Source organism: Actinomadura montaniterrae (genome assembly GCF_008923365.1).
Taxonomy (GTDB): domain Bacteria; phylum Actinomycetota; class Actinomycetes; order Streptosporangiales; family Streptosporangiaceae; genus Spirillospora; species Spirillospora montaniterrae.
This window is the reverse complement of the sequence record NZ_WBMR01000092.1, coordinates 12,080-35,031: the sequence shown is the minus strand read 5'-3', so window position 1 is coordinate 35,031 and position 22,952 is coordinate 12,080. Positions and strand designations below refer to the sequence as shown.

General features: G+C 72.5%; 22 protein-coding genes. 12 read left to right on the top strand and 10 right to left on the bottom strand.

The annotated features are described in order from the left end of the window. From F9B16_RS51240 to hisC, 6 genes are all read left to right on the top strand, one after another. Positions 1 to 675 (top strand): hypothetical protein (locus tag F9B16_RS51240; RefSeq protein ID WP_192809021.1); only part of this gene is annotated, 675 nt, incomplete at its 5' end. A gap of 243 nt (positions 676 to 918) precedes the next feature. Beyond that, complete coding sequence (locus F9B16_RS27470; protein ID WP_151543093.1) at positions 919 to 1,101, top strand: hypothetical protein; 183 nt, start codon at positions 919 to 921, stop codon at positions 1,099 to 1,101. A gap of 113 nt (positions 1,102 to 1,214) precedes the next feature. Next, entirely contained in the window at positions 1,215 to 2,561 is a 1,347-nt protein-coding gene (locus F9B16_RS27465) for an SPFH domain-containing protein (RefSeq protein WP_151543092.1), read from the top strand. 132 nt (positions 2,562 to 2,693) lie between these two features. Continuing rightward, positions 2,694 to 3,368: an NUDIX hydrolase gene (locus F9B16_RS27460; protein ID WP_151543091.1), complete on the top strand. Its 675-nt coding sequence runs from the start codon at positions 2,694 to 2,696 to the stop codon at positions 3,366 to 3,368. 105 nt (positions 3,369 to 3,473) lie between these two features. Next, complete coding sequence (locus tag F9B16_RS27455; RefSeq protein WP_151543090.1) at positions 3,474 to 3,758, top strand: DUF6401 family natural product biosynthesis protein; 285 nt, start codon at positions 3,474 to 3,476, stop codon at positions 3,756 to 3,758. A gap of 145 nt (positions 3,759 to 3,903) precedes the next feature. Then, entirely contained in the window at positions 3,904 to 4,983 is a 1,080-nt protein-coding gene (gene hisC / locus F9B16_RS27450; protein WP_151543089.1) for a histidinol-phosphate transaminase, read from the top strand. A gap of 95 nt (positions 4,984 to 5,078) precedes the next feature. On the opposite strand, the gene F9B16_RS27445 is transcribed toward hisC, so the two are convergent. Beyond that, entirely contained in the window at positions 5,079 to 5,708 is a 630-nt protein-coding gene (locus F9B16_RS27445; RefSeq protein ID WP_151543088.1) for a hypothetical protein, read from the bottom strand. 800 nt (positions 5,709 to 6,508) lie between these two features. Between F9B16_RS27445 and F9B16_RS27440 the strand changes: the two genes are divergently transcribed. From F9B16_RS27440 to F9B16_RS27430, 3 genes are all read left to right on the top strand, one after another. Further along, entirely contained in the window at positions 6,509 to 6,988 is a 480-nt protein-coding gene (locus tag F9B16_RS27440; protein WP_151543087.1) for a MarR family winged helix-turn-helix transcriptional regulator, read from the top strand. A gap of 105 nt (positions 6,989 to 7,093) precedes the next feature. Next, positions 7,094 to 8,191 carry an NAD(P)/FAD-dependent oxidoreductase gene (locus F9B16_RS27435; protein WP_151543086.1) on the top strand — a complete coding sequence of 366 codons (1,098 nt, stop codon included), beginning with the start codon at positions 7,094 to 7,096 and terminating at the stop codon, positions 8,189 to 8,191. Positions 8,192 to 8,231: 40 nt separating this feature from the next. Next, complete coding sequence (locus F9B16_RS27430; RefSeq protein WP_151543085.1) at positions 8,232 to 9,146, top strand: LLM class flavin-dependent oxidoreductase; 915 nt, start codon at positions 8,232 to 8,234, stop codon at positions 9,144 to 9,146. A 42-nt stretch (positions 9,147 to 9,188) separates the two neighbouring features. On the opposite strand, the gene F9B16_RS27425 is transcribed toward F9B16_RS27430, so the two are convergent. Both F9B16_RS27425 and murA read right to left on the bottom strand, forming a co-directional pair. Further along, positions 9,189 to 10,517: a transcriptional regulator gene (locus F9B16_RS27425; RefSeq protein ID WP_192809019.1), complete on the bottom strand. Its 1,329-nt coding sequence runs from the start codon at positions 10,515 to 10,517 to the stop codon at positions 9,189 to 9,191. An 866-nt stretch (positions 10,518 to 11,383) separates the two neighbouring features. Further along, complete coding sequence (gene murA, locus F9B16_RS27420; protein ID WP_151543096.1) at positions 11,384 to 12,670, bottom strand: UDP-N-acetylglucosamine 1-carboxyvinyltransferase; 1,287 nt, start codon at positions 12,668 to 12,670, stop codon at positions 11,384 to 11,386. Between the two features lie 274 nt (positions 12,671 to 12,944). Here murA and F9B16_RS27415 point away from each other — a divergent pair, with 274 nt between their 5' ends. Further along, complete coding sequence (locus tag F9B16_RS27415; RefSeq protein WP_151543084.1) at positions 12,945 to 13,988, top strand: suppressor of fused domain protein; 1,044 nt, start codon at positions 12,945 to 12,947, stop codon at positions 13,986 to 13,988. 17 nt (positions 13,989 to 14,005) lie between these two features. Here the strand turns inward: F9B16_RS27415 and F9B16_RS27410 are convergent, their stop codons facing one another. From F9B16_RS27410 to purD, 3 genes are read right to left on the bottom strand one after another with little or no spacing between them, the layout of a single operon-like run. Then, positions 14,006 to 14,791, bottom strand: a complete 786-nt coding sequence (locus F9B16_RS27410; RefSeq protein ID WP_151543083.1) for an MOSC domain-containing protein — start codon at positions 14,789 to 14,791, stop codon at positions 14,006 to 14,008. 31 nt (positions 14,792 to 14,822) lie between these two features. Beyond that, positions 14,823 to 16,133 carry an adenylosuccinate lyase gene (gene purB, locus F9B16_RS27405; RefSeq protein ID WP_151543082.1) on the bottom strand — a complete coding sequence of 437 codons (1,311 nt, stop codon included), beginning with the start codon at positions 16,131 to 16,133 and terminating at the stop codon, positions 14,823 to 14,825. Positions 16,134 to 16,176: 43 nt separating this feature from the next. Next, entirely contained in the window at positions 16,177 to 17,424 is a 1,248-nt protein-coding gene (purD, locus tag F9B16_RS27400) for a phosphoribosylamine--glycine ligase (RefSeq protein ID WP_151543081.1), read from the bottom strand. Positions 17,425 to 17,867: 443 nt separating this feature from the next. Between purD and F9B16_RS27395 the strand changes: the two genes are divergently transcribed. Continuing rightward, positions 17,868 to 18,968 (top strand): magnesium and cobalt transport protein CorA, encoded by a 1,101-nt coding sequence (locus F9B16_RS27395; protein WP_151543080.1) that lies wholly within the window; start codon positions 17,868 to 17,870, stop codon positions 18,966 to 18,968. 146 nt (positions 18,969 to 19,114) lie between these two features. Here F9B16_RS27395 and F9B16_RS27390 read toward each other — a convergent pair whose 3' ends face one another. From F9B16_RS27390 to F9B16_RS27380, 3 genes are all read right to left on the bottom strand, one after another. Continuing rightward, the gene (locus F9B16_RS27390; protein ID WP_151543079.1) at positions 19,115 to 19,984 is read right to left on the bottom strand and encodes a glycerophosphodiester phosphodiesterase family protein; all 870 of its coding nucleotides are present in this window, start codon (positions 19,982 to 19,984) and stop codon (positions 19,115 to 19,117) included. A 75-nt stretch (positions 19,985 to 20,059) separates the two neighbouring features. Then, positions 20,060 to 21,343: an adenylosuccinate synthase gene (locus F9B16_RS27385; RefSeq protein WP_151543078.1), complete on the bottom strand. Its 1,284-nt coding sequence runs from the start codon at positions 21,341 to 21,343 to the stop codon at positions 20,060 to 20,062. A gap of 133 nt (positions 21,344 to 21,476) precedes the next feature. Next, on the bottom strand, positions 21,477 to 21,896 hold the full coding sequence (locus F9B16_RS27380; protein ID WP_151543077.1) for a DUF3151 domain-containing protein: 420 nt from the start codon (positions 21,894 to 21,896) through the stop codon (positions 21,477 to 21,479). A 151-nt stretch (positions 21,897 to 22,047) separates the two neighbouring features. Between F9B16_RS27380 and F9B16_RS27375 the strand changes: the two genes are divergently transcribed. Further along, positions 22,048 to 22,323: a helix-hairpin-helix domain-containing protein gene (locus tag F9B16_RS27375; RefSeq protein ID WP_151543076.1), complete on the top strand. Its 276-nt coding sequence runs from the start codon at positions 22,048 to 22,050 to the stop codon at positions 22,321 to 22,323. 17 nt (positions 22,324 to 22,340) lie between these two features. Here F9B16_RS27375 and F9B16_RS27370 read toward each other — a convergent pair whose 3' ends face one another. Next, positions 22,341 to 22,883, bottom strand: a complete 543-nt coding sequence (locus F9B16_RS27370; protein ID WP_151543075.1) for a GNAT family N-acetyltransferase — start codon at positions 22,881 to 22,883, stop codon at positions 22,341 to 22,343. Between the last annotated feature and the right edge of the window lie 69 nt (positions 22,884 to 22,952).

Here is a 22,952-nt window from a genome sequence, read left to right as displayed (position 1 = left end):
GTGCTGGCGGCCGTCGCGGCGGCGTCTGCCTGCGGCGGCTCCGGCGGCGGAGGCGCCGGGCAGGTCCGCGGCCCCGCCCGCGCCGCGCCCGCCGGCACCGGCTACACCTCCGACCAGCTCGGGCAGGCGCTGCTCCAGCAGGTCACCGGCTACCGGCGCGGCGAGCCCGACTCCGGCGAGTACGGCTCGCTGAAGGCGCTGCGGAACGCCGCGCAGGTGCGCCAGGAGGCGACGCTCGACAAGCCGAAGTGCGCGGACGTCCGGTCCGGCGGCGGGCAGGTCGCCGCCGACGTGCCGACCGCGCTCGTCACGTTCGTCAAGGGCGACGGCCAGACCGCGACGGAGACCCTCATGGGCGTCGCGGACGCCGACGCCGAGAAGCAGGTCGAGGCCCGCGTCCCGGCCGGCTGCCTGACGTTCCGCACCCGCCTCGGCGGCAGGTGGGCCGAGCACCAGGTCACCGAGACGCGGCGCGGCGACGTCGGCAACGGCTCGCGGACGGTCGGCGTCACCACCACCAGCGGCGACCAGCGCACGAACACCTGGTACGTGGTGTTCGAGGGCCGCCACTACCTCGGCACCGTGACCGTCTTCGGCCCGAACGCGACCCGCGCCGAGGCCGAGGCCCTCGCCCGCGCCTCCGTGAACCAGGCCCACCAGATCCTCGGCAAGTAGCCCCGCCATCCTTGGTGAGCGGCCCGCCTTCACCGAACCCGCGTGGACCTCTAGTGTCGTGATCGCGAGCGGAGCCGGATTCGAGCTTGCGAGAATCCGATCGCGCAGCTCGCCTCTAGGCGAGCCGGAGCGATGCAGCGATCACACACAGCGCCCGTTGAAGGGAGGGCCCCCAGGGCCCGACCGCCGAGGGCGATGAAATCGAGTACGGGGGGTTTCCCTTTGATCGGCAAGGAGGGCCGGGTGACCGGCCGGATCGGCCCCGGGCTGGTCGGCGAGGTCATGATCGCCATTCGCGGCGGCTCGGAGGCCTTCTACGCGCATCCGGTCGATCCGCGCGAGGAGATCCCGGTCGGGACGATCGTCGTGGTGGTCGAGTACCACCCGCCGCGGACGGTGTACGTGGCGCACGCGCTGGGTTCCTGAACACTGCCCCAAAAGGGGCGAACCAACGGCGGGTCCCCTGCGTCTACTGGAAAACGCGGACGGGACCCGCCACCGGGACGGGCCGGCCGCCCGCCGCAGAGTGAGGAGGCCGCATGCCCATCGTCGCGGTGGCGATCGCCGTGGTCGTCGCCATCATCGTGCTGATCGTCCTGTTCAAGATGGTCTGGCGCGTCGCGGAGCCGAACGAGGCGCTGATCATCTCCGGTCTGGGGGCCAGGTCCAAGCCGATCGACGGGGTGGAGAGCCTCGGCTTCAAGATCGTCACTGGCAAGGGCACCTCGGTGCTGCCCGGCTTCCAGACGGCCCGCCGGCTCCGGCTGGACAGCCGCGCCGCCAACCTCGAGGTCCACTGCGTGACGCAGCAGGGCATCCCGGTGAAGGTCCGCGGCGTCGTCATCTACAAGGTCGGCGACGACTTCGTCTCGATCGCCAACGCCGCGCGCCGCTTCCTGGAGCAGCAGAAGTCGATGGACGGGGCGATCCACGAGCTGTTCACCGGCCACCTCCGCTCGATCATCGGCAACCTGACCGTCGAGGACCTGATCCTCAACCGGGAGCGGCTCACCTCCGAGACCCGCGGCTCGGCCGCCGACGAGATGAGCAAGCTCGGCCTGGTCGTCGACTCGCTGCAGATCCAGGAGATCGACGACGAGACCGGCTACATCACGAACCTGGGCCGCCCGCACGCCGCGAAGGTCGCCGCGGAGGCCCGCATCGCCGAGGCCGAGCGGGACCAGGAGGCCACCCGCAAGGAGCAGGAGGCCATGCGGGAGAACGCCGCGGTCATCCGCGACACCGAGATCAAGAAGGCGGAGTACGAGGGCCAGGTGCAGCAGGCCGCGCAGCAGGCCCGGCAGGAGGTCATCCTCAAGGAGACCCGCAACGCCGAACTGGAGGCCGAGCGCACCGAGAAGCGCCTGGAGAGCGAGATCCGCAAGCCGGCCGACGCGCGCGCGTACGAGCAGGTGAAGCTGGCGGAGGCCGAGCGGGAGGAGCGCATCTCCTACGCGCAGGCCGCCGCGACCGAGACGCAGCTGAAGGCGCAGCGCGAGGCCGAGGCCACCCGGCTGATCGGTGAGGCGCAGGCCGAGGCGACCCGCCAGAAGGGCCTCGCGGAGGCCGAGGCGATCAAGGCCCGCGCGGAGGCGCTGGCGCAGAACACCGACGCGGTCATCGCCCAGCAGCTCGCGGAGAAGTGGCCGGAGATCGTCCAGGCCGGCGCGGGCGTGTTCGGCAACGTCGACAACATGGTCGTGCTGAACGGCGCGGACGGCATCGAGGACATGCTCGCCAAGGCGCTGACGCTCGGCGGCACCGGCCTCGGGCTGGCCCGCCAGCTGCTGTCGGGGATGAACGGCCAGAACGGGCAGGCGGCGGTGAACGGGCACGCCGGTCCCGTCCCGCCGGTCCCGGCGCCGACGGGTCCCGACGAGGGCTGACGCGCACGACGGAAGGCCCGGCCGGCGCGGCCGGGCCTTCGCCATGCCCGCCCCGGGCCCCTTGGCCGCCGGGCGCCGCGGGCCGTTGCGCGGGCGGGGTTCCGGGGCGCCGCTCCCCAATAGACTCCAGGCATGTCCGTGCCGCGGCTCGCTGTCTCCGTCGATCTGGTCGTGCTCACCGTGCGGGAGCAGCGGCTGTCCGCGCTGATGTGGCGGCGGGACCGGGCGCCCTACGACGGGGCGTGGTCGCTGCCCGGCGGGTTCATCCAGCTGGACGAGGACCTGCCCGCCGCCGCGTCCCGGCTGATGGCGGAGCGGGCGGGGCTCGCGGACGTCCGGATCCACCTGGAGCAGCTCGCGACCTACGGGTATCCGGACCGGGACCCGCGGCAGCGCGTCGTGAGCGTCGCCTACCTGGGCCTCGCGCCGGACCTGCCCGCGTCCAGCCGGGCGCAGGTGCTGTGGACGGCGGTGGACGATCTGATCGACAACGACCGGGCCGCGTTCGACCACCGGCGGATCCTGTGCGACGGGATGGAGCGCGCGCGGGCGAAGCTGGAGTACACGTCGCTGGCGGCGGCGTTCTGCCCGCCCGAGTTCACCGTCGCGGAGCTGCGCCGCGTGTACGAGATCGTCTGGGGCACCGTCCTCGACCCGCGGAACTTCCACCGGAAGGTGACCGGCGCGGACCGGTTCCTGATCCCGACCGACCGGACGACGACGCGGGACGGCGGCCGTCCGGCGCGGCTGTACCGGCGCGGCGACGCCGAGCAGCTGCGCCCGCCGATGCTCCGCCCCCGCGGCTAGGTGCGCCGGCGGCGGGTGGCCGGTCGCGGCCACGAGGGTAAAAGATCCCTGTCTGACCTGGGGTGACGTCGCGGGCATCCGGGCGGGATTGCTAGCTTGCGACCTATGAACGGTGACTCGTCCGAAGTGCTCGGCCTGCTCGTCAGGGACATCGGGGAGGCCGGCGTCGCGGAGATGGCCGGGTCCCCCGGGCTGGCGGCGGCCGTCGACCAGCACGTGGCGAGCCTGCGCGACGAGCTGGGCGAGCCGGGCGAGGACGAGCTGATGGGCTACCTGCGGTCGTTCGCGGAGGAGGCGTTCAACCGCGGCTGGTGGCCGGACAGCACGCGCGACTGGGAGTTCGTCCGGATCGTCGCCGTGTGCTGGATGATGCGCGAGGCCACGGCGTGACGCGCGACCGCGGCATGATCCGGGAGACCGCGGCGTGATCCGAGGGATCGGCGCCTCCTGAGCGGGGCGTGTCCCGCTTTGGCCCGGGACCTGGCGCATTCCGTAGGCTTGACCCCAACACCCCTGTGCAACCTGGAGGACAACGGTGTCCGAGGCAACCACTCCGCGCTTCCGCTCCGTCCTCGACCGGTTCGTGGCTTACAAGCCCGGGAAGGTCGTGGTGTCGCCCGAGGGCCGCTCGTTCAAGCTCTCGTCCAACGAGTCGCCGGAGGGGCCGCTCCCCTCGGTGCTGGACGCGATCGCCGCGGCGGCGCGGAACGTCAACCGCTACCCCGACAACAACGCGACCGCGCTGACGGAGGCGATCGCGGCGTTCTGCGGCGTGTCCGCCGATCACGTCGCGGTGGGCTGCGGGTCGGTCGGCATGACGCAGATGCTGCTGGAGGCGGTCGCCGAGCCCGGCACCGAGGTCGTGTACGCGTGGCGGTCGTTCGAGGCGTACCCGCTGCTGGTGTCGCTGTCCGGCGCGACGGGCGTCCAGGTGCCGCTGAAGGACGAGACGCACGACCTGCCGGCGATGGCCGACGCGATCACCGAGAGGACCCGGCTTGTCTTCCTGTGCAACCCGAACAACCCGACCGGGACCGTGGTCCCGCGCGCGGAGATCGAGGCGTTCCTCGACCGGGTGCCCGAGGACTGCCTGGTCGTGCTGGACGAGGCGTACCGCGAGTACGTCCGCGACGACGCCGTCCCGGACGGGCTCACGATGTACGGCGACCGGCCGAACCTGGCGGTGCTGCGGACGTTCTCGAAGGCGTACGGGCTCGCGGGGCTGCGGATCGGGTACCTGGTGGCGCACCCGATCGTGGCGGGCGCGATCCGCAAGACGTTCCTGCCGTTCAGCGTGAACTCGGTGGCGCAGGCGGCGGGCATCGCGTCGCTGGAGGCGACGGACGAGCTGCTGGAGCGGGTCGAGCGGACGGTGAAGGAGCGCGACCGGGTCCGCGGGACGCTGCTCGCGGACGGCTGGACGGTCCCGCCGACGGAGGCCAACTTCGTGTGGCTGCGGCTCGGCGAGCGGACGATGGAGTTCTCGGCGGCGTGCGACGCGCAGGGGGTGAGCGTCCGCCCGTTCGAGGGGGAGGGCGCGCGCGTCTCGATCGGCTCGCCGGAGGAGAACGACGCGTTCCTGGCGGTCGCGAAGGCGTTCCCGCACCGGAACTGACGCCGTGTACGGGAACTGACGCCGTGCATCCGAACTGACGCCGTGTACCGGGCCGTCCCGCCCGTCCGGAGGGGCGGGACGGCCCGGTCACCGGGTCAGCTGGTGGCCCAGAGCTGCTGGCCGCCGCTGCCGACGAGCTTGAAGGCGGCGGTCACCGTGGCCGTGGCGGGGCAGAGGAAGGATCCGCTCTGCTTGGTCACGGTGCCGTTGGTGATCTTGGCTTCGGCCTGGGCGACGGAGGTGTCGGGCCGGTTGGGGTTGTTCGGGTTGTAGCCGTCGCCGGTGAGGGTCCCGGAGTAGACGCAGCTGAGCCCGAAGGTGGTGGCGCCGACGGTGTAGTGGGCGACGGTGATGGTGCCGTCCCGGCCGCCGGCGACGGGGGCGTAGACGACGGAGCCGCCGGTCCAGGGCAGGCTCTGGGCGGTGACGGTGACGGCGCCGAGGCTGCTGGTGCATCCGGTGAACGACGCCGACGTGACGTTCAGGGCGGTGCCGTCGGAGTTGATGGTGCCGTTCTGGATGGCGGACGTGCAGGTGGCGTTGCTGAGCGAGGTGACGACCGAGACGTTGCCGAGGTTGGTCGCGACGACGCCGCCGGAGTAGGCGGGGCCGGTGGCGCTGCCGCTGTGGATGGTGGTGCCGGCGGCGGACGCCGGGGCCATCGTCAGCGCGAGGACGGAGGCCGAAGCGGCTCCGACGACTGCGAGCTTGCGGACACGTGACACCTGTGGCTCCCTTCGCGAGGTGTCAAGGGGGTGGTACCGCGATTAAGCACATCTCCGGCGGGTGAATTCAAGGGCGTGGCCGGATTGAGACACTCTCTGGTTTCTAATTAAACCGGACGCCTAATAGTCGTTTTCCGGCAGGCGGAAGCGCGCGCTCACTGAATGGCGCGTGTGCAGAGCGAAAATGGCGGGGCGCGAAAAGGCGGGGTGGGGTGGCCTGGGCGTGACGCGGTGCGATCGCGTCTCCGGGCGGTGCGACTCGGCGCGCGGACTCCCCGCGCCGAGCGGCCGGGACGGCGGTCAGGGCGGGCGATGGACCTGCCTGGCGAAGGTCTGCGGCGACGGCGGACCTGCGCGGCTCGGCGGCAGGCGCACCGCGCGGGCCGCGGCGATCGGGCTTGTCGGGTACACGGCGCGCTCCACGAATCCGGAAACAGCGGGAACCGGTACGAGGGCACGCGCCCAGCGCCGAGGAATCCGGCCGCGGAGGCGGGCCGGAATCAGCGATGATGCCTCACGTGACCGCCATCATGAACGGCGAAATTTGATCGGTCAAGGCCGTTTCCGGTGCGGCCGATCCGGGCGGCCGGAAGCCCGTTTCCGGATGTCCCGGGCGCCGGTGCCGGGACGTCCGCGCGGCGGCGGCGCGCCCGCCGCGTTCGTGCGGCGCGGGCCGCGTCCGGTGAACTCGGGCGGCCGGCGGAAGGCCGGCGGGCACCGCCGTCCGGGGCCGGGTCCAGGAGCGCATCGTCGCAGTTCGCTGTGCGAATTATCGGCTCGTCCGGTGTTAGTCTGGCCGCGTGGTCAAAGAAGATGACGGTCGGATCGGGGTCGTGGCCGCGCTGGTGCGGTCCTCCTTCCTGGTGGACGCCGTGTACGCGGCGTCGGCCCGCGAGTACGGGCTGACCCAGCAGCAGGGGCAGCTGCTCTGCGTGCTGATGGGCAGGTCGTACGGGATGGGCGAGCTGGGCGCGACGCTGGGGCTGGCGAAGTCGAGCCTCACCGGCCTGGTGGACCGCACCGAGCGCAACGGGCTGGTGCGGCGCGAGCCGGATCCGCGGGACACGCGGGCCGTGCGGGTCGCGCTGACCGAGCGCGGCGCCGGGCTCGTGGACGAGTTCTACGCCGAGACCTGCAAGCGGATCGACGATCTGGCGGCCGGCCTGAGCGCCGCCGAGCGGGACGCGCTCGCCGGGCTGCTCGGCCGCGTCGTGCTGGACAACGAGGTTCCGGTGGTCTTCCAGGAGCCGGACGAAGGGGCCGCCGCCGGCGCGCGCTGACGCCGGGGAATCGTTCTCCCCGGCCGCGAGGTTGTTGTTCGTAGTACGAACTGATACCGTTCGTACTACGAACTCAAGCTTTTCGCCAACGGGAGTGATGTCATCATGAGCCGTACGGTCGCGGTCATCGGCGGAGGGTACGGCGGCGCGGCGGTCGCCAAGGCGCTGCAGCCGGAGGCGGACGTCGTGCTGATCGACCCGCGGGACGCGTTCGTCAACGCGGCGGCGTCGCTGCGGGCGCTGACCAGGCCCGACTGGGCCGCCAACATGTTCTTCCCCTACGCGACGCTGCTCACCGAGGGCGGCCGGCAGATCCGCGACCGCGCGGTCTCCGCCGACCCCCGCGGCGTCGACCTCGCGTCCGGCGGCCGCGTCGACGCGGACTACCTCGTGCTGGCCACCGGTTCCAGCTACGCCTACCCCGCCAAGCCCGGCTCCGACACCGTCGCCGACGCTCTGGACGATCTCCGCCGCACCCACAAGGAGCTGCGGGGCGCCGGCCGGGTGCTGATCCTCGGCGCCGGGCCGGTCGGCCTGGAACTGGCCGGCGAGATCAAGGAGACCTGGCCGGACAAGCACGTCACCGTCGTCGACCCGGCCCCCGAGCTGCTGCCCGGCTTCGCGCCCGAGATGGTCGCCGACCTGCGCCGCCAGCTCGCCGAACTCGGCATCGACGTGCGGCTCGGCACCGCCCTCGCCGCGCCGCCCGCCACCGAGCCCGGCCGCGCCGGCGCCTTCACCGTCACCACCGGCGGCGGCGAGGAGATCACCGCCGACATCTGGTTCCGCGCCTACGGTGTCCGCACCAACAGCGGCTATCTCGCCGACGGCCGGCTCACCACCCTGAACCCGCAGGGGCAGGTCGGCGTCACCGCGTCCCTGAACGTCGCCGGGCACGACCACGTCTACGCGGTCGGCGACCTCACCGACGTCGCGGAGGCGAAGATGGCCGGATGGGCGACGCGGCACGCCGAGGTCGTCGTCGCGAACATCAAGGCCCAGCTGAACGGCGAGCGGCCCACCGCGACGTACCGGCCGCAGCCGCACCCGATGATCCTGCTCCCGCTCGGCACCCGCGGCGGCGTCGGGCAGCTCCCGACCCCGGACGGCCCGTCCGTCGCGTCGCCCGCGATGGTCGCCGAGTACAAGGGCGCGGACCTGTTCACCGGCCGTTTCGTCGGCCAGTTCGGCCCCACCGCCTGATCCCGGCGCCCCCGATCCTCCTCGAACGAAAGGCGGAGCCATGCCCGCACAGGAAGTCGTCTTCGGTTTCGGCGCGCACAGCACCATCGACGAAGGGCCGGCGCTGCTGCGCAAGGTCCTCCGGGCCGACCGCGACGGGCTCGACCTGTTCTCCCTCTCCGACCACCCCTACATCGGCGCGCGCCTGGACGCCTACGCCACCATCGGGTTCCTCCTCGGCCGGACGGACCGCATCGCCGGGTTCGCCAACGTCACCAACCTGCCGACCCGCCCCGCCCCGATGCTCGCGCGGGCGGTGACGACGCTGTCGGCGCTGTCCGGCGGTCGCGTCGTGCTCGGCATGGGCGCGGGCGGGCTGTGGGACCGGATCGCCGACATGGGCGTCGAGCCGCTCGCGCCCGCCGCCGCCGTCGACGCCTTCGAGGAGGCGATCGTGCTGGTCAGGAAGCTGTCCGGGGGCGGCGAGCCGGTCACCTTCGAGGGCCGCCACCACCGGGTCCGCGAGATCGAGCCGGCGCCGGTGGACGCGCCGCCGGTCTGGACGGGCTCGGTCGGCCGGCGGTCCCTGGCCGCCACCGGGCGGGTCGCCGACGGCTGGATCCCGGGCCACGCGGCGGACTGGCTCAGCGAGCGGTACCGGACGTCGCGCCCGGTCATCGACGAGGCGGCCGCCGCCGCGGGCCGCGACCCCGCCGCGGTCCGCACGGTCTTCAACCTGCCCGGACGCATCACCGACCGGCCGCTGCCCGCCACCCGCGACGGCGACGGGCGCTGGATCGGCGGGTCGGCGGACCAGTGGGCGGAGGAGCTGACGGGCGCCGTCCTGGAGCACGGCGCGTCCGGGTTCATGCTGTTCTCGCCGGAGGGCGGAACGCAGGACGACGTCTCCCTCGGCCGCTGGGGCGGGGAGGTCGTCCCGGCGGTGCGCGAGGCCCTCGCCAAAGAGGCGGGCTGAGCCAGGGCGGCAGGCCGAACCCGGGCGGCCGGCCGGGCGCGGTCAGCCGGCCTTCGCCGGGCCGAGCTTCTCGACGATCAGGCGGTAGAGCTGGCGGGGACGCCCCGGCTGCGGGGTGCGGTTCGGGGGGAGCGGCCAGGCGAGGCCCTCCTCGACGAGGGTGCGCAGCAGCCGGCGGGCGGTGCGCGGCGTGACCCCGAGCATCTTCCCGGCGTTCTCGGCGTCCACGATCAGCGGCTGCTCCTGGTCGCCGAGCTTGTCGGCGAGCCGCGCGAGGATCTCCAGGCCCTTCGGCTTGGCCTGCGGCTGGCTGCGCGGCGGGGTGCGCGGCGCCGGGACGAGCGCGCGGCCGTCCCGGTCGAGCGCGAAGCCCTGCGCGCGCTGGGAGCTCTGCGACCGGGCGAGCGCGGCGCGGGCGTGGTTCTCCGCCTCGTGCGCGGTACGGCCCATCCCGATGCCGACCTCGATCGCGAGGCCGAGCTCCTCGCGGACCCGCTCGACGAACGGCGGCGTCCGGAAGCCCTCGGTGGACGCGGTGACGGACCCGCGCGTCGCGATCACCAGGTAGCTGTGGTCGTCCAGCGGCCACACCGACGCGTTCATCCGGTGCGCCTCCTGCAGCAGGACGCGGTGCAGCGCGAGCTTCAGCTCGTCCCGCCAGTAGCGCGGGGTGACGCGGCGCGGGGTCTCGCGGAGGGTCGGGACGTCCACCAGCACGACGACGAGCTGGGACTCCTCCAGCCGGTGGTGGGCGCCGAGGAGCGCGGCGGTCTGCAGGGAGCTGCGGATGGACGCGCCGGTCGGGCGGACCCGGATCGTTGGGACCCCGGCCATCTCCATCCGCTCGGCGGTGGCGTGTACGCAGGTCATCGCGACGGTGGTCGCGCCGCGCCGCCACAGCCGCTCGTGGAAGGCGGCGAGCGTGCCGGGGCCGGCGGCCTCCTCGCGCAGGTGGACCTGCTCGGTGCCGAGGCTGATCTCGGCGTAGGCCTCCTCGACCTCGGCGCGGCCGAGCACGTCGATGCTGACCCGGGACGGGTCGAAGCGCTCGTCGAGGGAGGCGCGCAGCAGCGCGCCCTGCAGCGCGGCGCCGTTCAGCGGGACGTAGGTCGCGGGCATGGTCAGCACGCCGGCCTTGCGCGCGAAGTCGTAGGGGACCGGGCTGGCGAACAGGCAGACGTCCACCCCCGAGCCCAGCCGGACGACCTTGTCGGCCGCCTCCTGCTCGTCGCGGTAGGCGGCGGCCACCAGCCGGCTCGGCACCGGCGTGGGGCCGTGGCCCATCAGCATGACCCGCTCGACGAGGTCATGGGGGCCCACCACGCCGATGGTCAGGTCAGGCGTGACCGAGCCCGTTCGTGCCGCCGTCATCGATGATCGCTCGCTTCCGGTCCATCCTCTCGGGGGCACGGCCCCGGCCACGCGTTCGCGCACGCTCCGCCCAACGGTCGTCTCATGGCTTGTCGCCCCTGCCTTCTGACCCAGCACCGCAGTTCCCGTGCGATTCGTTCCTCAGTGGGCAGATCGGGTCAGGGCGGCGATGTGTGACGCCCAGACGCGAAATCGAATCAAGAGTGCGGCGAAAAAGTAACCTACGCGACCCCCTGGTCAGTAATTTGTCACCAATCGGTCAGTCTTGATCCTGCATCTTCGGACGTCCGAAGTTGAAAAACAAGACCCGAAAACCCCGGGAGGGCCTCCTCGCGGCGCCGGCGGGCACTGAGGAGACCCCTGCGGTGACCGATTGGTTTACCCGCGGGGCGAAACTTGATCAACCCGACGTCGGGCGCCCCGGAAAGACGAGCGATCCGTCCGGACGGCCCGCGGCCGCCGTCCGCGTGATTTTTCAACGCGTCCCGGAGAGCCGCTTCTGGATCGGTCCATCCGGTTTTCTCCGCTGGTCAGGGCGTCGCCCGTCCCCGCTGGTGGAACGCGGTGGCCCGACTTTGCGTGACCGCCCGGTGACCAGTGGTCCACCCGGTTTCCCGTCGCGCTGTGACAAGCCCGGTAAGGAACCACTCCCGATTGGGTCAGAGGCGAGGCCACATGCGGACGATTCGCCCCGCCGGAATGACCACTCAGTCAGCAGCAGACCGGCCCGGCGGGATCATCCCGCCGGGCCGGTCCGAAACGCACCTGCGTCGTGTCTCCGGTGGGGGGACGACCCCCCACGCCTCCCGGCAAAGACAGACTGACCGGCGCCTTCCGCTCCGCTGGAGCTCCGCTCCAGGCGCCGGTCAGTCGGCCTCGCGGACGATGTCGGCGCCGAGCTGGGAGAGGCGCTCGGCGGTGTGCGCGTGGCCGCGGTCCAGGTAGTAGGCCGAGGTGATCGTCGTCTCGCCCTCGGCGGCCAGGCCCGCCAGCACCAGCGCGCTGCCGCAGCGCAGGTCGTGCGCCTCGACCTCGGCGCCGCGCAGCCCGCGCGGGCCGTTAACCTTGGCGCGGTTGCCGTCGACCTCGATGTCGGCGCCCATCTTGCGCAGCTCGTCGGCCAGCTTGAACCGGCCGTCGAAGATCCGCTCGTAGATGTAGGACGGGCCCTCCGCCAGGCAGGACAGCGCCATGATCGGCGACTGCAGGTCGGTGGCGAAGCCCGGGTACTCGTCGGTGATCACGTTGATCGGGCGGAGCGTGCGCTCCCGCCGGACCTGCAGCACCGCGCCCTGCTGGTGGAACTCGACGCCCATCTGCTCGAGCTTGTCGGCGGCGACGCCGAGGTGCTCCAGCGTGGCGCCGACGAGGTTCAGGTCGCCGCCGGTGATCGCGGCGGCCATCACGAAGACGCCGGCGTCGATCCGGTCCGGCATGACGGTGTGCTCGACGGCGGTCAGCTCGTCGACGCCCTCGACGGTGACGAACCCGGTGCCGCCGCCGCTGATCTTCGCGCCCATCGCCTGCAGGATGGCGATGTTGTCCAGCACCTCCGGCTCCAGCGCCGCGTTCTTGATCAGCGTGGTGCCGTGCGCGAGCGCGGCGGCCATGATCAGGTTCTCGGTGCCGGTGTGCGACGGCGTGTCGCAGTACAGCGTGCCGCCGCGCAGGTCGCCGGCCTTGATGTGGATGATGCCGTCGCCGTTGTCGGCCACGTGCTCGGTGACCGTGGCGCCCATCCGCTTGAAGCCGTTGTAGTGGAAGTCGAGGTTGCGGCTGCCGAGATTGCAGCCGCCGACGCCCTCGATGACCGCCTCGCCGAGCCGGTGCAGCAGCGCCGGCACGAACAGGAACGAGCCGCGGAAGCGGGAGGCGATCTCGGCGGGCAGCACGGGGCTGCTGAGCGAGGAGGCGTCGATCACGAGCGTGCGTTCGGTCTCGTGCAGCTCGGCCTTGGCGCCGACCGCCCGGGCCAGCTCCACCGCCCGCCGCACATCCTCGATGATCGGAACGTTCCGCAGCACCGTGCGTCCGCGGGAGGCCATCAGCGAAGCACCGATCATCGGCAGGACGGCGTTCTTGGCGCCCTGGACGAAGACGGTGCCGTGCAGCTGCCGGCCGCCGCGCACGCGATACCGAACCTCGTGGCCCATGCTCATTCCGCCATATCTCCTTTGAAACGCGGTTAAGGTGCCTGCCCGATGAAGGTGGGACCACGGGGGCCGGGCGCGCCGAACGGTCCCGCTGCGCCGAACGCGGCCCCCAGTAAACCACCGGCCCGGGGGTGGGGTGTCCGCATGCGCCACCCTTGCGCCAGTCTGCTTGGTGAGACCCCCAGAGCGGCCCAAAGGTTCGCATTCCCGAGGAAAATCCGAGCTGAGGCGTCCGGCGGACGGCGGCGGGCCGGCGGGTCTAAGGTGATCATCCATGGACGAGTCGCCCGGCTGGGACGCCATCGACGCCGCGCTTCGCCCCCTCTACGGGGACGTCGAGCCGTACCATCTCGGCACGGTGGTGAAGTGGGCGCTGGGCGGCCCCGATCCGCTCGACGGGATCAGCGTCTACGCGCGGACGGAGCCCGTCCCGCACTGGCATTTCATTTCGTATGGAATGTCCGAGTTGTACAGCAAGGAGTCCGGCGACCCGGACGAGTCCGGCTGGGGATTCGAGTTCACCTTCCGCCTCGCCCGCGACCCCGCGGAGGGCGAGCCGCCGGTCTGGGCGGCGAACCTGCTGCAGAACCTCGGCCGGTACGTGTTCAGCTCGGGGAACTGGTTCGAGCCCGGCCACCACATGAACGTCAACGGCCCGATCGCCGCCGACCGCGAGGACTCCGACATCCGCGCCGTCGCGTTCGTCACCGACCCGGAGCTCGGCGAGATCGGCACGCCGCACGGCCGCGTCCGGTTCCTCCAGGTCGTCGGGCTCGCGTCGGAGGAGTACGAGGCGGTCCGGCAGTGGGACGCCACGTCGTTCCTGCGGGCCGTCGAGCCGCACCTGCCGCTGTTCGTCACCGACATCGACCGGCGCTCCCTGCTCGCCGACCCGGAGCTGGCGCGCGCCGTCCGCGACGGCATCGCGCGGGACGGGTCGAGCAGCGGCGCCCTGTACGTCAACACGGCGCACTGGGAGCTGGACGGCGCGTCCGCGACGCTGCGGATCGGCGCGCTGCAGGCGGAGGCGATCGCGCAGTCGCTGCGGGGCCGGCTGCCGTTCGGCCGCACGCTGCTCCTGCAGACCGAGGACACCCGCATGGTGTTCCAGCCCGCCGGCGCCTACGCGGTCGTGGAGCCCGAGGACGGCCGTCTCGACGTGAGCATCCCGCCGGACGGCCTGGACGACGTCGTCGCCGCGCTCCGCTCCGTGGCGGGCCGCACCCCGATCGCGTCGCTGCCGGGCCTGACCGTCGAGATCGTCCCGACCCGCATGCGCGACCGCTTCGGCAACGAGACCGGCGAAGTCGTCGGCTGACCAGTCGTCGGCTGACCTCAACGGACGCGTTCGAGGACCTCCACCTCGTCGCCGACGGCCAGGGTGCCGAGCGTGCGCGGGACGGCGTTCTGGCCGAACCGGATGCCGCGGTCGATGGTCCGGTAGGACGCCAGCGTCCGCAGCGGCTCGCGCCCCCGCTCGCCCGTCTCCTGGTCGGTGGTCGTGATGACGCACCGCGCGCATGCCTTGACCATCTCGATGACGGTCCCGCCGACGCGCAGCAGCCGCACGGAGTCCTCCGCGTAGGCGCCGAGGCCCTCGACGACCAGGCTCGGGCGGAACCGGTTCATCGGCAGCGGCACGTCCAGCCGCGCGTTCAGGTCGGCGAGGGACTCGGCGGAGATGACCAGCAGCGGGTAGCCGTCGGCGAACATCACCTCGCCGCCGCCCCGCGACGTCGGCCGGTGCCCGGTGAAGCGGACCAGCCGGCACTCGGCGTCCAGCAGCGCCGAGAACCAGGCGGCGGCCTCGTCGCCCTGGTCGACGCCCCGGGTCTCGTGCCGGTGGACGGTCACGTCCAGCACCTCGCCGTCGTCCACCGCCTTGTGGACGAGCCGCGAGGCGCCGGGCGCGTCGACGGTGAGGACCTCGCCGTCGTAGGACGGCCGCAGCAGCGCCATCCCGGCGAGGTCCCGCTGCGACAGGAACCGGCCCGACGGCGCGACGAGCATGAACTCCCGGTCGTGCGGCAGGCCCCGCGCGGTCAGCTCGGCGGTGCGCAGCGCGGTGCCGCCGCCGCTCTTCAGCGGGTAGGCGTTCAGCTCGGTCAGGGTCGCCGTCACGGTCGCTCCGGGAGATCGGGCCAAAGGCGGGTCAGGTCAGCGCGGCGAGGCGGTCGAAGACGGTGTCGAGGCGCTTCACGAACCGCTCCGGCCGGCACACCTCGTCCAGCCGCGCCTCGTCCAGTGTGAGGCCCGCCTCCGCGGCGTGCTTGCGGAGCGTCTCACGGAACGGGACGCCCGTCTCCCACGTCTCCATCGCGGCCTTCTGGACCAGCGGGTACGCCTCGTCGTCGCGGGACATCCCCGCCTCGACCAGCTCCAGCAGCACCGTCGAGGTGTAGATGAGGCCGCCCGTCGACTCCAGGTTCGCCGTCATGCGCGCCTCGTCCACGACGAGCCCGGACATCAGCCGGTTCGTCAGGTTCAGCATGTAGTCGAGCGCGATGGACGCGTCCGGCAGCGCGATCCGCTCCGTCGACGAGTGCGAGATGTCGCGCTCGTGCCACAGCGGGATGCCCTCCAGCACCGGGACGATCTGCGCCCGCACGATCCGCGCCATCCCCGCCAGCCGCTCGGAGATGATCGGGTTCTTCTTGTGCGGCATCGCCGACGAGCCCTTCTGGCCCTTGCCGAACGGCTCCCACAGCTCGCGGACCTCGGTGCGCTGCCCGTGCCGGACCTCCAGCGCGATCGCCTCGCACACCGTCGCCATGATCGCCAGCGCGGACGTCCACTCGGAGATGCCGTCGCGCATCACGACCTGCGTCGACACGTCCGCACTCCGCAGCCCGAGCTTGCGCGCCACGTGCAGCTCGACGGCCGGGTCGATGTTGGAGTACGTCCCGACCGCGCCGGAGATCGCCATCACGCCGACGGCCTCGCGGGCGCGGCGCAGCCGGTCCCGGGACCGGGCCATCGCGAACGCGAAGTCGGCGACCCGGTGGCCCCACACGTCCGGCTCGCCGTGGATGCCGTGCGTCCGGCCGACCCGCAGCGTCGCCTTGTGCGCCAGCGCGTGGTCGCGCAGCGTCGCGACCAGCGTGTCCGCCTTCGCCAGCAGGATGTCGGTCGCCTCGACGAGCTGCAGCGCCAGCGCCGTGTCCAGCAGGTCGGACGAGGTCATGCCGAAGTGGACGTACCGGGCCGCCTCGCGCGGCTCGGTGTTGTCCGCCCACGCCGACAGGAAGGCGATCACGTCGTGCTGCGTGACCGCCTCGATCTCGTGCACCGCCTCCGGCGTCGGCGGCGGCGCCTTGCGCACCGGCTCCACCACCTCCGGCGGGATCGTGCCGGCCTCGGCGTGGGCCTCGACCACGAGGGTCTCGACCTGGCACCACAGCTCGTACTTGTGCGCGTCGCTCCAGACGCGCCCCATCTCCGGAAGTGTGTACCGCTCGATCACGCTCGAATTCTCCCAGGTCGTGTAGGTGCGGTGGCCGGGCGGGTCAGGCTCGGGCGGCTTTGAGGGCGATGTCGGTGCGGTGGTGCGAGCCGGGCAGGCCGACCTTCGCGGCGGCCTCGTAGGCGGTGGCGCGGGCCGCGGCGAGGTCAGGGCCGGTGCCGACCACGTTGAGGACGCGCCCGCCGCCCGCGACGAGCCGCCCCTCCGCGCCGAGCTTCGTCCCGGCGTGCAGCACGTACGCGCCGTCGACCGCCGCGGCCTCGTCCAGGCCGGTGATCTCCCCGCCCTTCACCGGCGCCGCCGGGTACCCCTCGGCCGCCACGACCACCGTGACCGCGGAGCCGGGCCGCCACTCCAGCGCCGTCTCCGGGTCGAGGCCGCCGATCGCGCAGGACTGCAGCAGCACGCCGAGCGGCGTCGCCAGCCGGTCCAGGACGACCTGGACCTCCGGGTCGCCGAACCGCGCGTTGAACTCGATCACCCGCACGCCCCGGGACGTGATCGCGAGGCCCGCGTACAGCACCCCGACGTACGGGGTCTCGCGCCGCCTCAGCTCGTCCACGACGGGCTGGACGACCCGGGACATCACCTCGTCCACCAGGCCGTCCGGAGCCCACGGCAGCGGCGTGTAGGCGCCCATCCCGCCGGTGTTCGGGCCCTCGTCGCCGTCGTAGGCGCGCTTGAAGTCCTGTGCGGGCAGCAGCGGGACGGCGTGCTGGCCGTCGCACAGCGCGAACAGCGACACCTCGGGGCCGTCGAGGTACTCCTCGATCACCACGCGGCCGCACGCGGCGGCGTGCGCGGCGGCGACGTCCCGGTCGCGGGTGACGACGACGCCCTTGCCCGCGGCGAGCCCGTCGTCCTTCACCACGTACGGCGCCCCGAACGCGTCGAGCGCCTCCTCCACCTGCCCGGTGGTCTCGCAGACGCGGGAGTCGGCGGTCGGCACCCCCGCCGCCGCCATGATCTCCTTGGCGAACGCCTTGGACCCCTCGATCCGCGCGGCCTCCTTGTCGGGGCCGAAGCACGGGATGCCGGCCCGGCGCACCGCGTCGCCGACGCCCGCCATGAGCACCGCCTCGGGGCCGACGACGACCAGCTCGATGCCGAGCCGCGCGGCCAGCTCCGTCACCGCCGTCGGGTCGCAGGGGTCGAGCTGGTGGTTGTCCGCGACCTCGGCCGTGCCCGGGTTGCCCGGGGCGCAGTGGAGGGCGGTGACGGCTGGGTCGCGGTGCAGGGCGCGGGCGAGCGCATGCTCGCGGCCACCCGATCCAAGGACGAGTACTCGCACGTCACGCGAGCTTACTGGTCCGGGCGGTTCGGTGTGGTCGGCGGGAAGGCGGGCATAAGGCCCGAGCGGAAAGGCGTTATGGACAGTGCCGGCCGGTGTCGCGGACGCCGCCGGGCCCGGGTGAGGCGGCCGTCACACGCGTCCCTTGTGAACCTCGCCGAACGGCCCGGCGTCTTAAATGTCGGCTGGTAAGCTGCGACGGGCTTGACGCCCCGTGGTCGAGGTGCGTGAAAGGAGGTGGTCGGGATGAGTCCTGGTGATACTTGCAGTTCGCCGGAGAACCCTCACAGTCCGGGCAGGACTGTCCATCCGTCCGTCTCCCTCTGGCGTCCGGCCATCGCTCTCGCGCGCTCCCCTCGCTGACGCGGCGCCCCTCGGGCCCGCTGGATCAGAACGGGTAGAGCGCGCCCCTGCGTGCGTGGCCGGCGGGTTAGGAGCACCTCATGGCCATGACACGAGTCCGTCCTGCGCGCGCCACCAAGTCGCTGTTCAAGGCCCGCGGGCGAACCCACGGTGCACAGGTACAGGGGCGCGCCCGCGATTCCGCCGTCATCGACTGGGCCGCCTACATCGACGGCCACCGCGCGTCCACCGCCACCGTCGAGGACGCCGTCCGCCTGATCCGCGACGGCCGCCTCACCCCCGACGGCGACAGCGCAGGCTTCGTCTGGGTCGGGCTGCACGAGCCGTCGTCCACGGAGCTCACGGAGCTGGCCGAGGTGTTCGGCCTGCACCCGCTCGCCGTCGAGGACGCCATCCACGCCCACCAGCGGCCCAAGCTGGAGCGCTACGACGACGTCCACTTCGTGGTGATGAAGACGGTCGGCTACGTCTCCACCGGCCCCGACGAGGCCGAGGTCGTCGAGACCGGCGAGATCATGATCTTCTGCGGCCCGGACTTCGTGGTGACGGTCCGGCACGGCACGCACGGCGAGCTCGGCCCCGTCCGCCGGCAGCTCGAGAAGGACCCGGCCCGCCTCGCGATGGGCCCCGCCGCCGTCCTGCACGCCGTCGCCGACCGCGTCGTGGACGGCTACGTCTGCGTCGCCGACGCCGTCCAGGAGGACATCGACGAGGTCGAGGAGGCCGTGTTCTCGCCGGAGCGCACCGACGAGGCCCGCCGCATCTACCGGCTCAAGCGCGAGGTCATCCAGCTCAAGCGGGCCGTCGGGCCGCTCGCCGGGCCGCTGCGCAACCTGTCCGGCCGCCGCTTCGTGCCCGCCGAGATCAAGGAGTACCTGCGCGACGTCGAGGACCACCTCACCCGCGTCCGCGAGCAGGTCGAGGCCTACGACGAGCTGCTGAACCCGATCCTGCAGGCGCACATGACCCAGGTGACGGTCACCGACAACAAGGACATGCGCAAGATCTCGGCCTGGGGCGCGATCTTCATGGTGCCGACCGCGATCACCGGCGTCTACGGGATGAACTTCGACTTCATGCCCGAGACGCACTGGCACTTCGGCTACCCGATGATCGTCGGCGCCATCGCCTTCATCTGCCTCACCCTGTACCGAGGCTTCCGCCGCAACGGCTGGCTGTGATTCCACGATCCCGGCCCAAGGGCCTCGCCTAGCGGCTCGGCCCTTGACCGGGCTTGGGCGAGCGCGACCTCGCTTCGCGAGCTTCCCGGTGGGGGCTCGCCTTCGGCTTCGCCCCCACCGGTCAGATAGCGCGCTCGCGTGACGGCTCAGGTCGGCTGTCGCGTGCGAGCAAGAGGCATCAGGTCGGGGTAGTCGGTGACTATTGCGTCTGCGCCGTACTTGATGAAGCGGGTCATGTCCTCGGGGGTGTTGACCGTCCAGACGGCGACGGGGAGGTCGAGGGCGTGGGCGTCCTCGACCAGGCCGGGCGTGGTGATGGCGTGCTCGGGGGACAGGGCGGTCGCGCCGATCGCGGCGGCCGCCGCTACCGGGTCGTCCGGCGGCAGGCCGGCGAGCCAGCGGGTGCCCGGGACGAGCGTCTTCCGTTCGATCAGCGCGGTGCGGCGGAGACCCGGGTGGTTGCGGTGGGCCTCCACCAGGACGCGCCAGTCGAACGCGAGGAGCCGGCTGCGGTCCGTCATCCCGGCGGCGGCGAGGACGCCGGCGACGGCGGCGGTGAACAGCTCGACCTCCTCGTCCGTCCAGCCGGGGTCGGTCTTCAGCTCGACGGCGAGGCCGACGCGCGTCGGCGCGAGGAGCGCGCACGCCTCCGCCAGCGTGGGGATCGGCGTGCCGGGCAGCGGGCGCTGCGTGCGCGCGAACGCGTCGTCGCGCTGCCGGACGCCCGCGTCGACCGTCTTGAGCTGCGCGAGCGTCAGCTCCCTGACCGGCTTGCCGACGTAGGGGAACGCGGGGTCGTCCGGCCAGGCGGGCGCCGTGTCGGCGAGGTTCGCCGGGGACAGCACCTGGTCGTGGCCGAGGACGACGGCGCCGTCCGCGGACAGGCCGACGTCCAGCTCGATGACGTCCACGCCCAGCTCGGCGGCGTGCGCGAAACCCGGCAGCGTGTTCTCGGGGCGCAGCCCGCGCGCCCCCCGATGACCGTGCAGCTCGACGGTCCCCCCGATGCTGATCACCGGCGGAACGGTACCGGCCGTCACCGAACCCCAGGTGGAGGTCCGGTGAGGGCGGGGGGAACGGGGGTTCAGGTGTTACACCAGGGAGCGCAGGGAGAGGGTCTGGTCGCGGCCCGGGCCGACGCCGATCGCCGAGATCTGCGCGCCCGACATCTCCTCCAGCGCCCGGACGTACGCCTGCGCGTTCTTCGGCAGGTCGTCGAAGGTCTTCGCGCCGGTGATGTCCTCCTGCCAGCCGTCCAGGTACTCCAGGATCGGCTTGGCGTGGTGGAAGTCGGTCTGGGTGGCGGGCAGCTCGTCGACGCGCTCGCCGTCCACGTCGTAGGCGACGCACACCGGGACCCGCTCCAGCCCGGACAGGACGTCCAGCTTGGTGAGGAAGAAGTCGGTGATCCCGTTCACCCGGGACGCGTACCGGGCGATCACCGCGTCGAACCAGCCGCAGCGCCGGTCGCGGCCCGTGGTGACGCCGTACTCGCCGCCGGTCTTGCGCAGGTACTCGCCCCACTCGTCCAGCAGCTCGGTGGGGAACGGTCCAGACCCGACGCGGGTGGTGTAGGCCTTCAGGATCCCGATCACACGGGTGATCTTCGTGGGGCCGACGCCGGAGCCCGCGCACGCCCCGCCCGCCGTGGGGCTGGACGACGTCACGAACGGGTAGGTGCCGTGGTCGATGTCCAGCAGCGTGCCCTGCGCGCCCTCCAGCAGCACGACCTTGCCGTCGTCGAGGGCGTTGTTCAGCACGAGCGTGGTGTCGGCGACGAACGGCCGGATGCGCTCCCCGTACGCCAGGTACTCCTGGACGATCGGGCCCGTCTCGATCCGGCGCCGGTTGTAGACCTTGGTGAGGACCTGGTTCTTCTCGCGCAGCGACAGGTCGAGCTTCTGGGTGAGGATGTTCGGGTCGAACAGGTCCTGCACCCGGATGCCCATCCGGTTGATCTTGTCGGCGTAGGCCGGGCCGATGCCGCGGCCGGTGGTGCCGATCCGCGCCTTGCCGAGGTACCGCTCGGTGACCTTGTCGAGGGCCCGGTGGTGCGGCATGATCAGGTGCGCGTCCGCCGAGATCAGCAGCCGTTCGCAGCCGATCCCGCGCTCCCGCAGCCCGTCGATCTCCTGCAGCAGGACGGCCGGGTCGATCACCACGCCGTTGCCGATCACCGGCACGACGTCCGGCGACAGGACCCCGGACGGCAGCAGGTGCAGCGCGTAGCTCTTGTCCCCGATGACGACCGTGTGGCCGGCGTTGTTGCCGCCCTGGTAGCGGACGACGTAGTCGACGTCGCCCCCGAGCAGGTCTGTTGCCTTGCCCTTGCCCTCATCCCCCCACTGGGCACCGACAAGAACGATGGCAGGCATGCCACTCTTCCTTCCCACGACGAAGGCCCCGGTCGCCGCAAGCGCGAAGGGGCCTCTTGCGATCAAAGCGTACCCGTACCCGGCCGTTAAAAAAACCGCACCTCACCGGCCGGGTACGCGTGCGACGCGTGGGTCAGGCGGACAGCGCGTCCGCGGCGGTGGCGCTGCTGTCGCGCAGGAACGCGCGGCAGCGCTCGGCCTCGTCCTCCTCGCCGATGGCGGCGGCGGCCCGGGACAGGGCGTGCAGGGCGCGCAGGAAGCCGCGGTTGGCCTCGTGCTCCCAGGGGATCGGGCCGTGGCCCTTCCACCCGGCCCGGCGCAGCTGGTCCAGGCCGCGGTGGTAGCCGGTGCGGGCGAACGCGTAGGAGTCGATCACGCTGCCCTTGGCGAAGGCGCGGTCGGCCAGTTCGGCCCAGGCGCCCGGGTAGTCGGGGTGGCGCGCGGCGACCTCGAACGGGTCGACGCCGCCGTCCAGCGCCTCGCGGGCCTCGGTGTTGTCCGGCAGTTCCGTCGGAGGAGGGCCGCCGAGCAGGTTCTGGGTCATGCGGGTCATCGTAGGTCGACGCGCCGGGTCGGCATCAACCCGGGTCACGGCCGTGTCCCCGCGTGCGTTCAGGTGGCGTGTCCGAAACCTGCAAGCGGTGCCGCGCCTCGCGTGCCTACGCTGACCTGCAAGGAGACCGCGAAGACGGCAGGGGGACGGCATGACCGACTCGGATCTCACCGGCCTGGTCAACGTGGGCCGGGCGGTGGCCCGCTACTTCGAGCGCATCGGCATCACCCGCGTCGAGCAGCTGGCGGGCCGGGACCCCGTCGAGCTGTACGAACGGATGTCGGCCGCGTACGGGCAGCGCCTCGACCCGTGCCTGCTCGACACCGTCATGTCCGCCGTGGAGCAGGCCGAGGGCGGCCCCGGCCGGCCCTGGTGGCACTACACCCCGGAACGCCGGCGCCTCCTGGCGGGGGCCGAGAAGTCCTGACGTGCCCTGCCCGGCCCTCAGAGCCGCGCTGCGGCCACGGGCGGGGGCAGGGGAAGGCGGAACCGGGCGGCGCCCTCCTCGGTGCGCGAGCGGGCGGTGGGCCAGCCGTGCCGGATGAACAGCAGGGCGTCCCGGTTGGTCAGGATGACGTCGGCGCCGAACTCGGTGACGCCGCGCCGCGCGGCGAGGTGGGTCAGGTGGCCGACGAGGCGACTGCCGAGGCCGCAGCGCTGCCACGGGTCGGCGACCAGCACCGCGATCTCCGCCCGGGACGGCTCGCGGACGTCGCGGACGTACTCCGCGATGCCCACCATCTCGCCGCCGACCAGCGCGACGAGCGCGTCGCGGTCCCAGTGGTCGAGGCGGTCCATGGCGGCGACGTAGTGGTCCGGGATGCGGGGCGTGCCGGAGAAGAACCGGGTGTAGAGGCTGCTGCCGGAGAGGCGGTCGGACATCCGGACGAGCCGGTCGTGGTCGGTGACCCCGTACGGCCGGATCCGCACGTCCTCGGGTGTGGGCGCGGCAATGTGGGCGACGCCGCGCACATTGAGTTGCTTCATGAAACCCATTGGACCGCAGTGGGTTTCGTCAAGCAACCCATAATCCGGTGAACGGTGCGTTGATTCTTC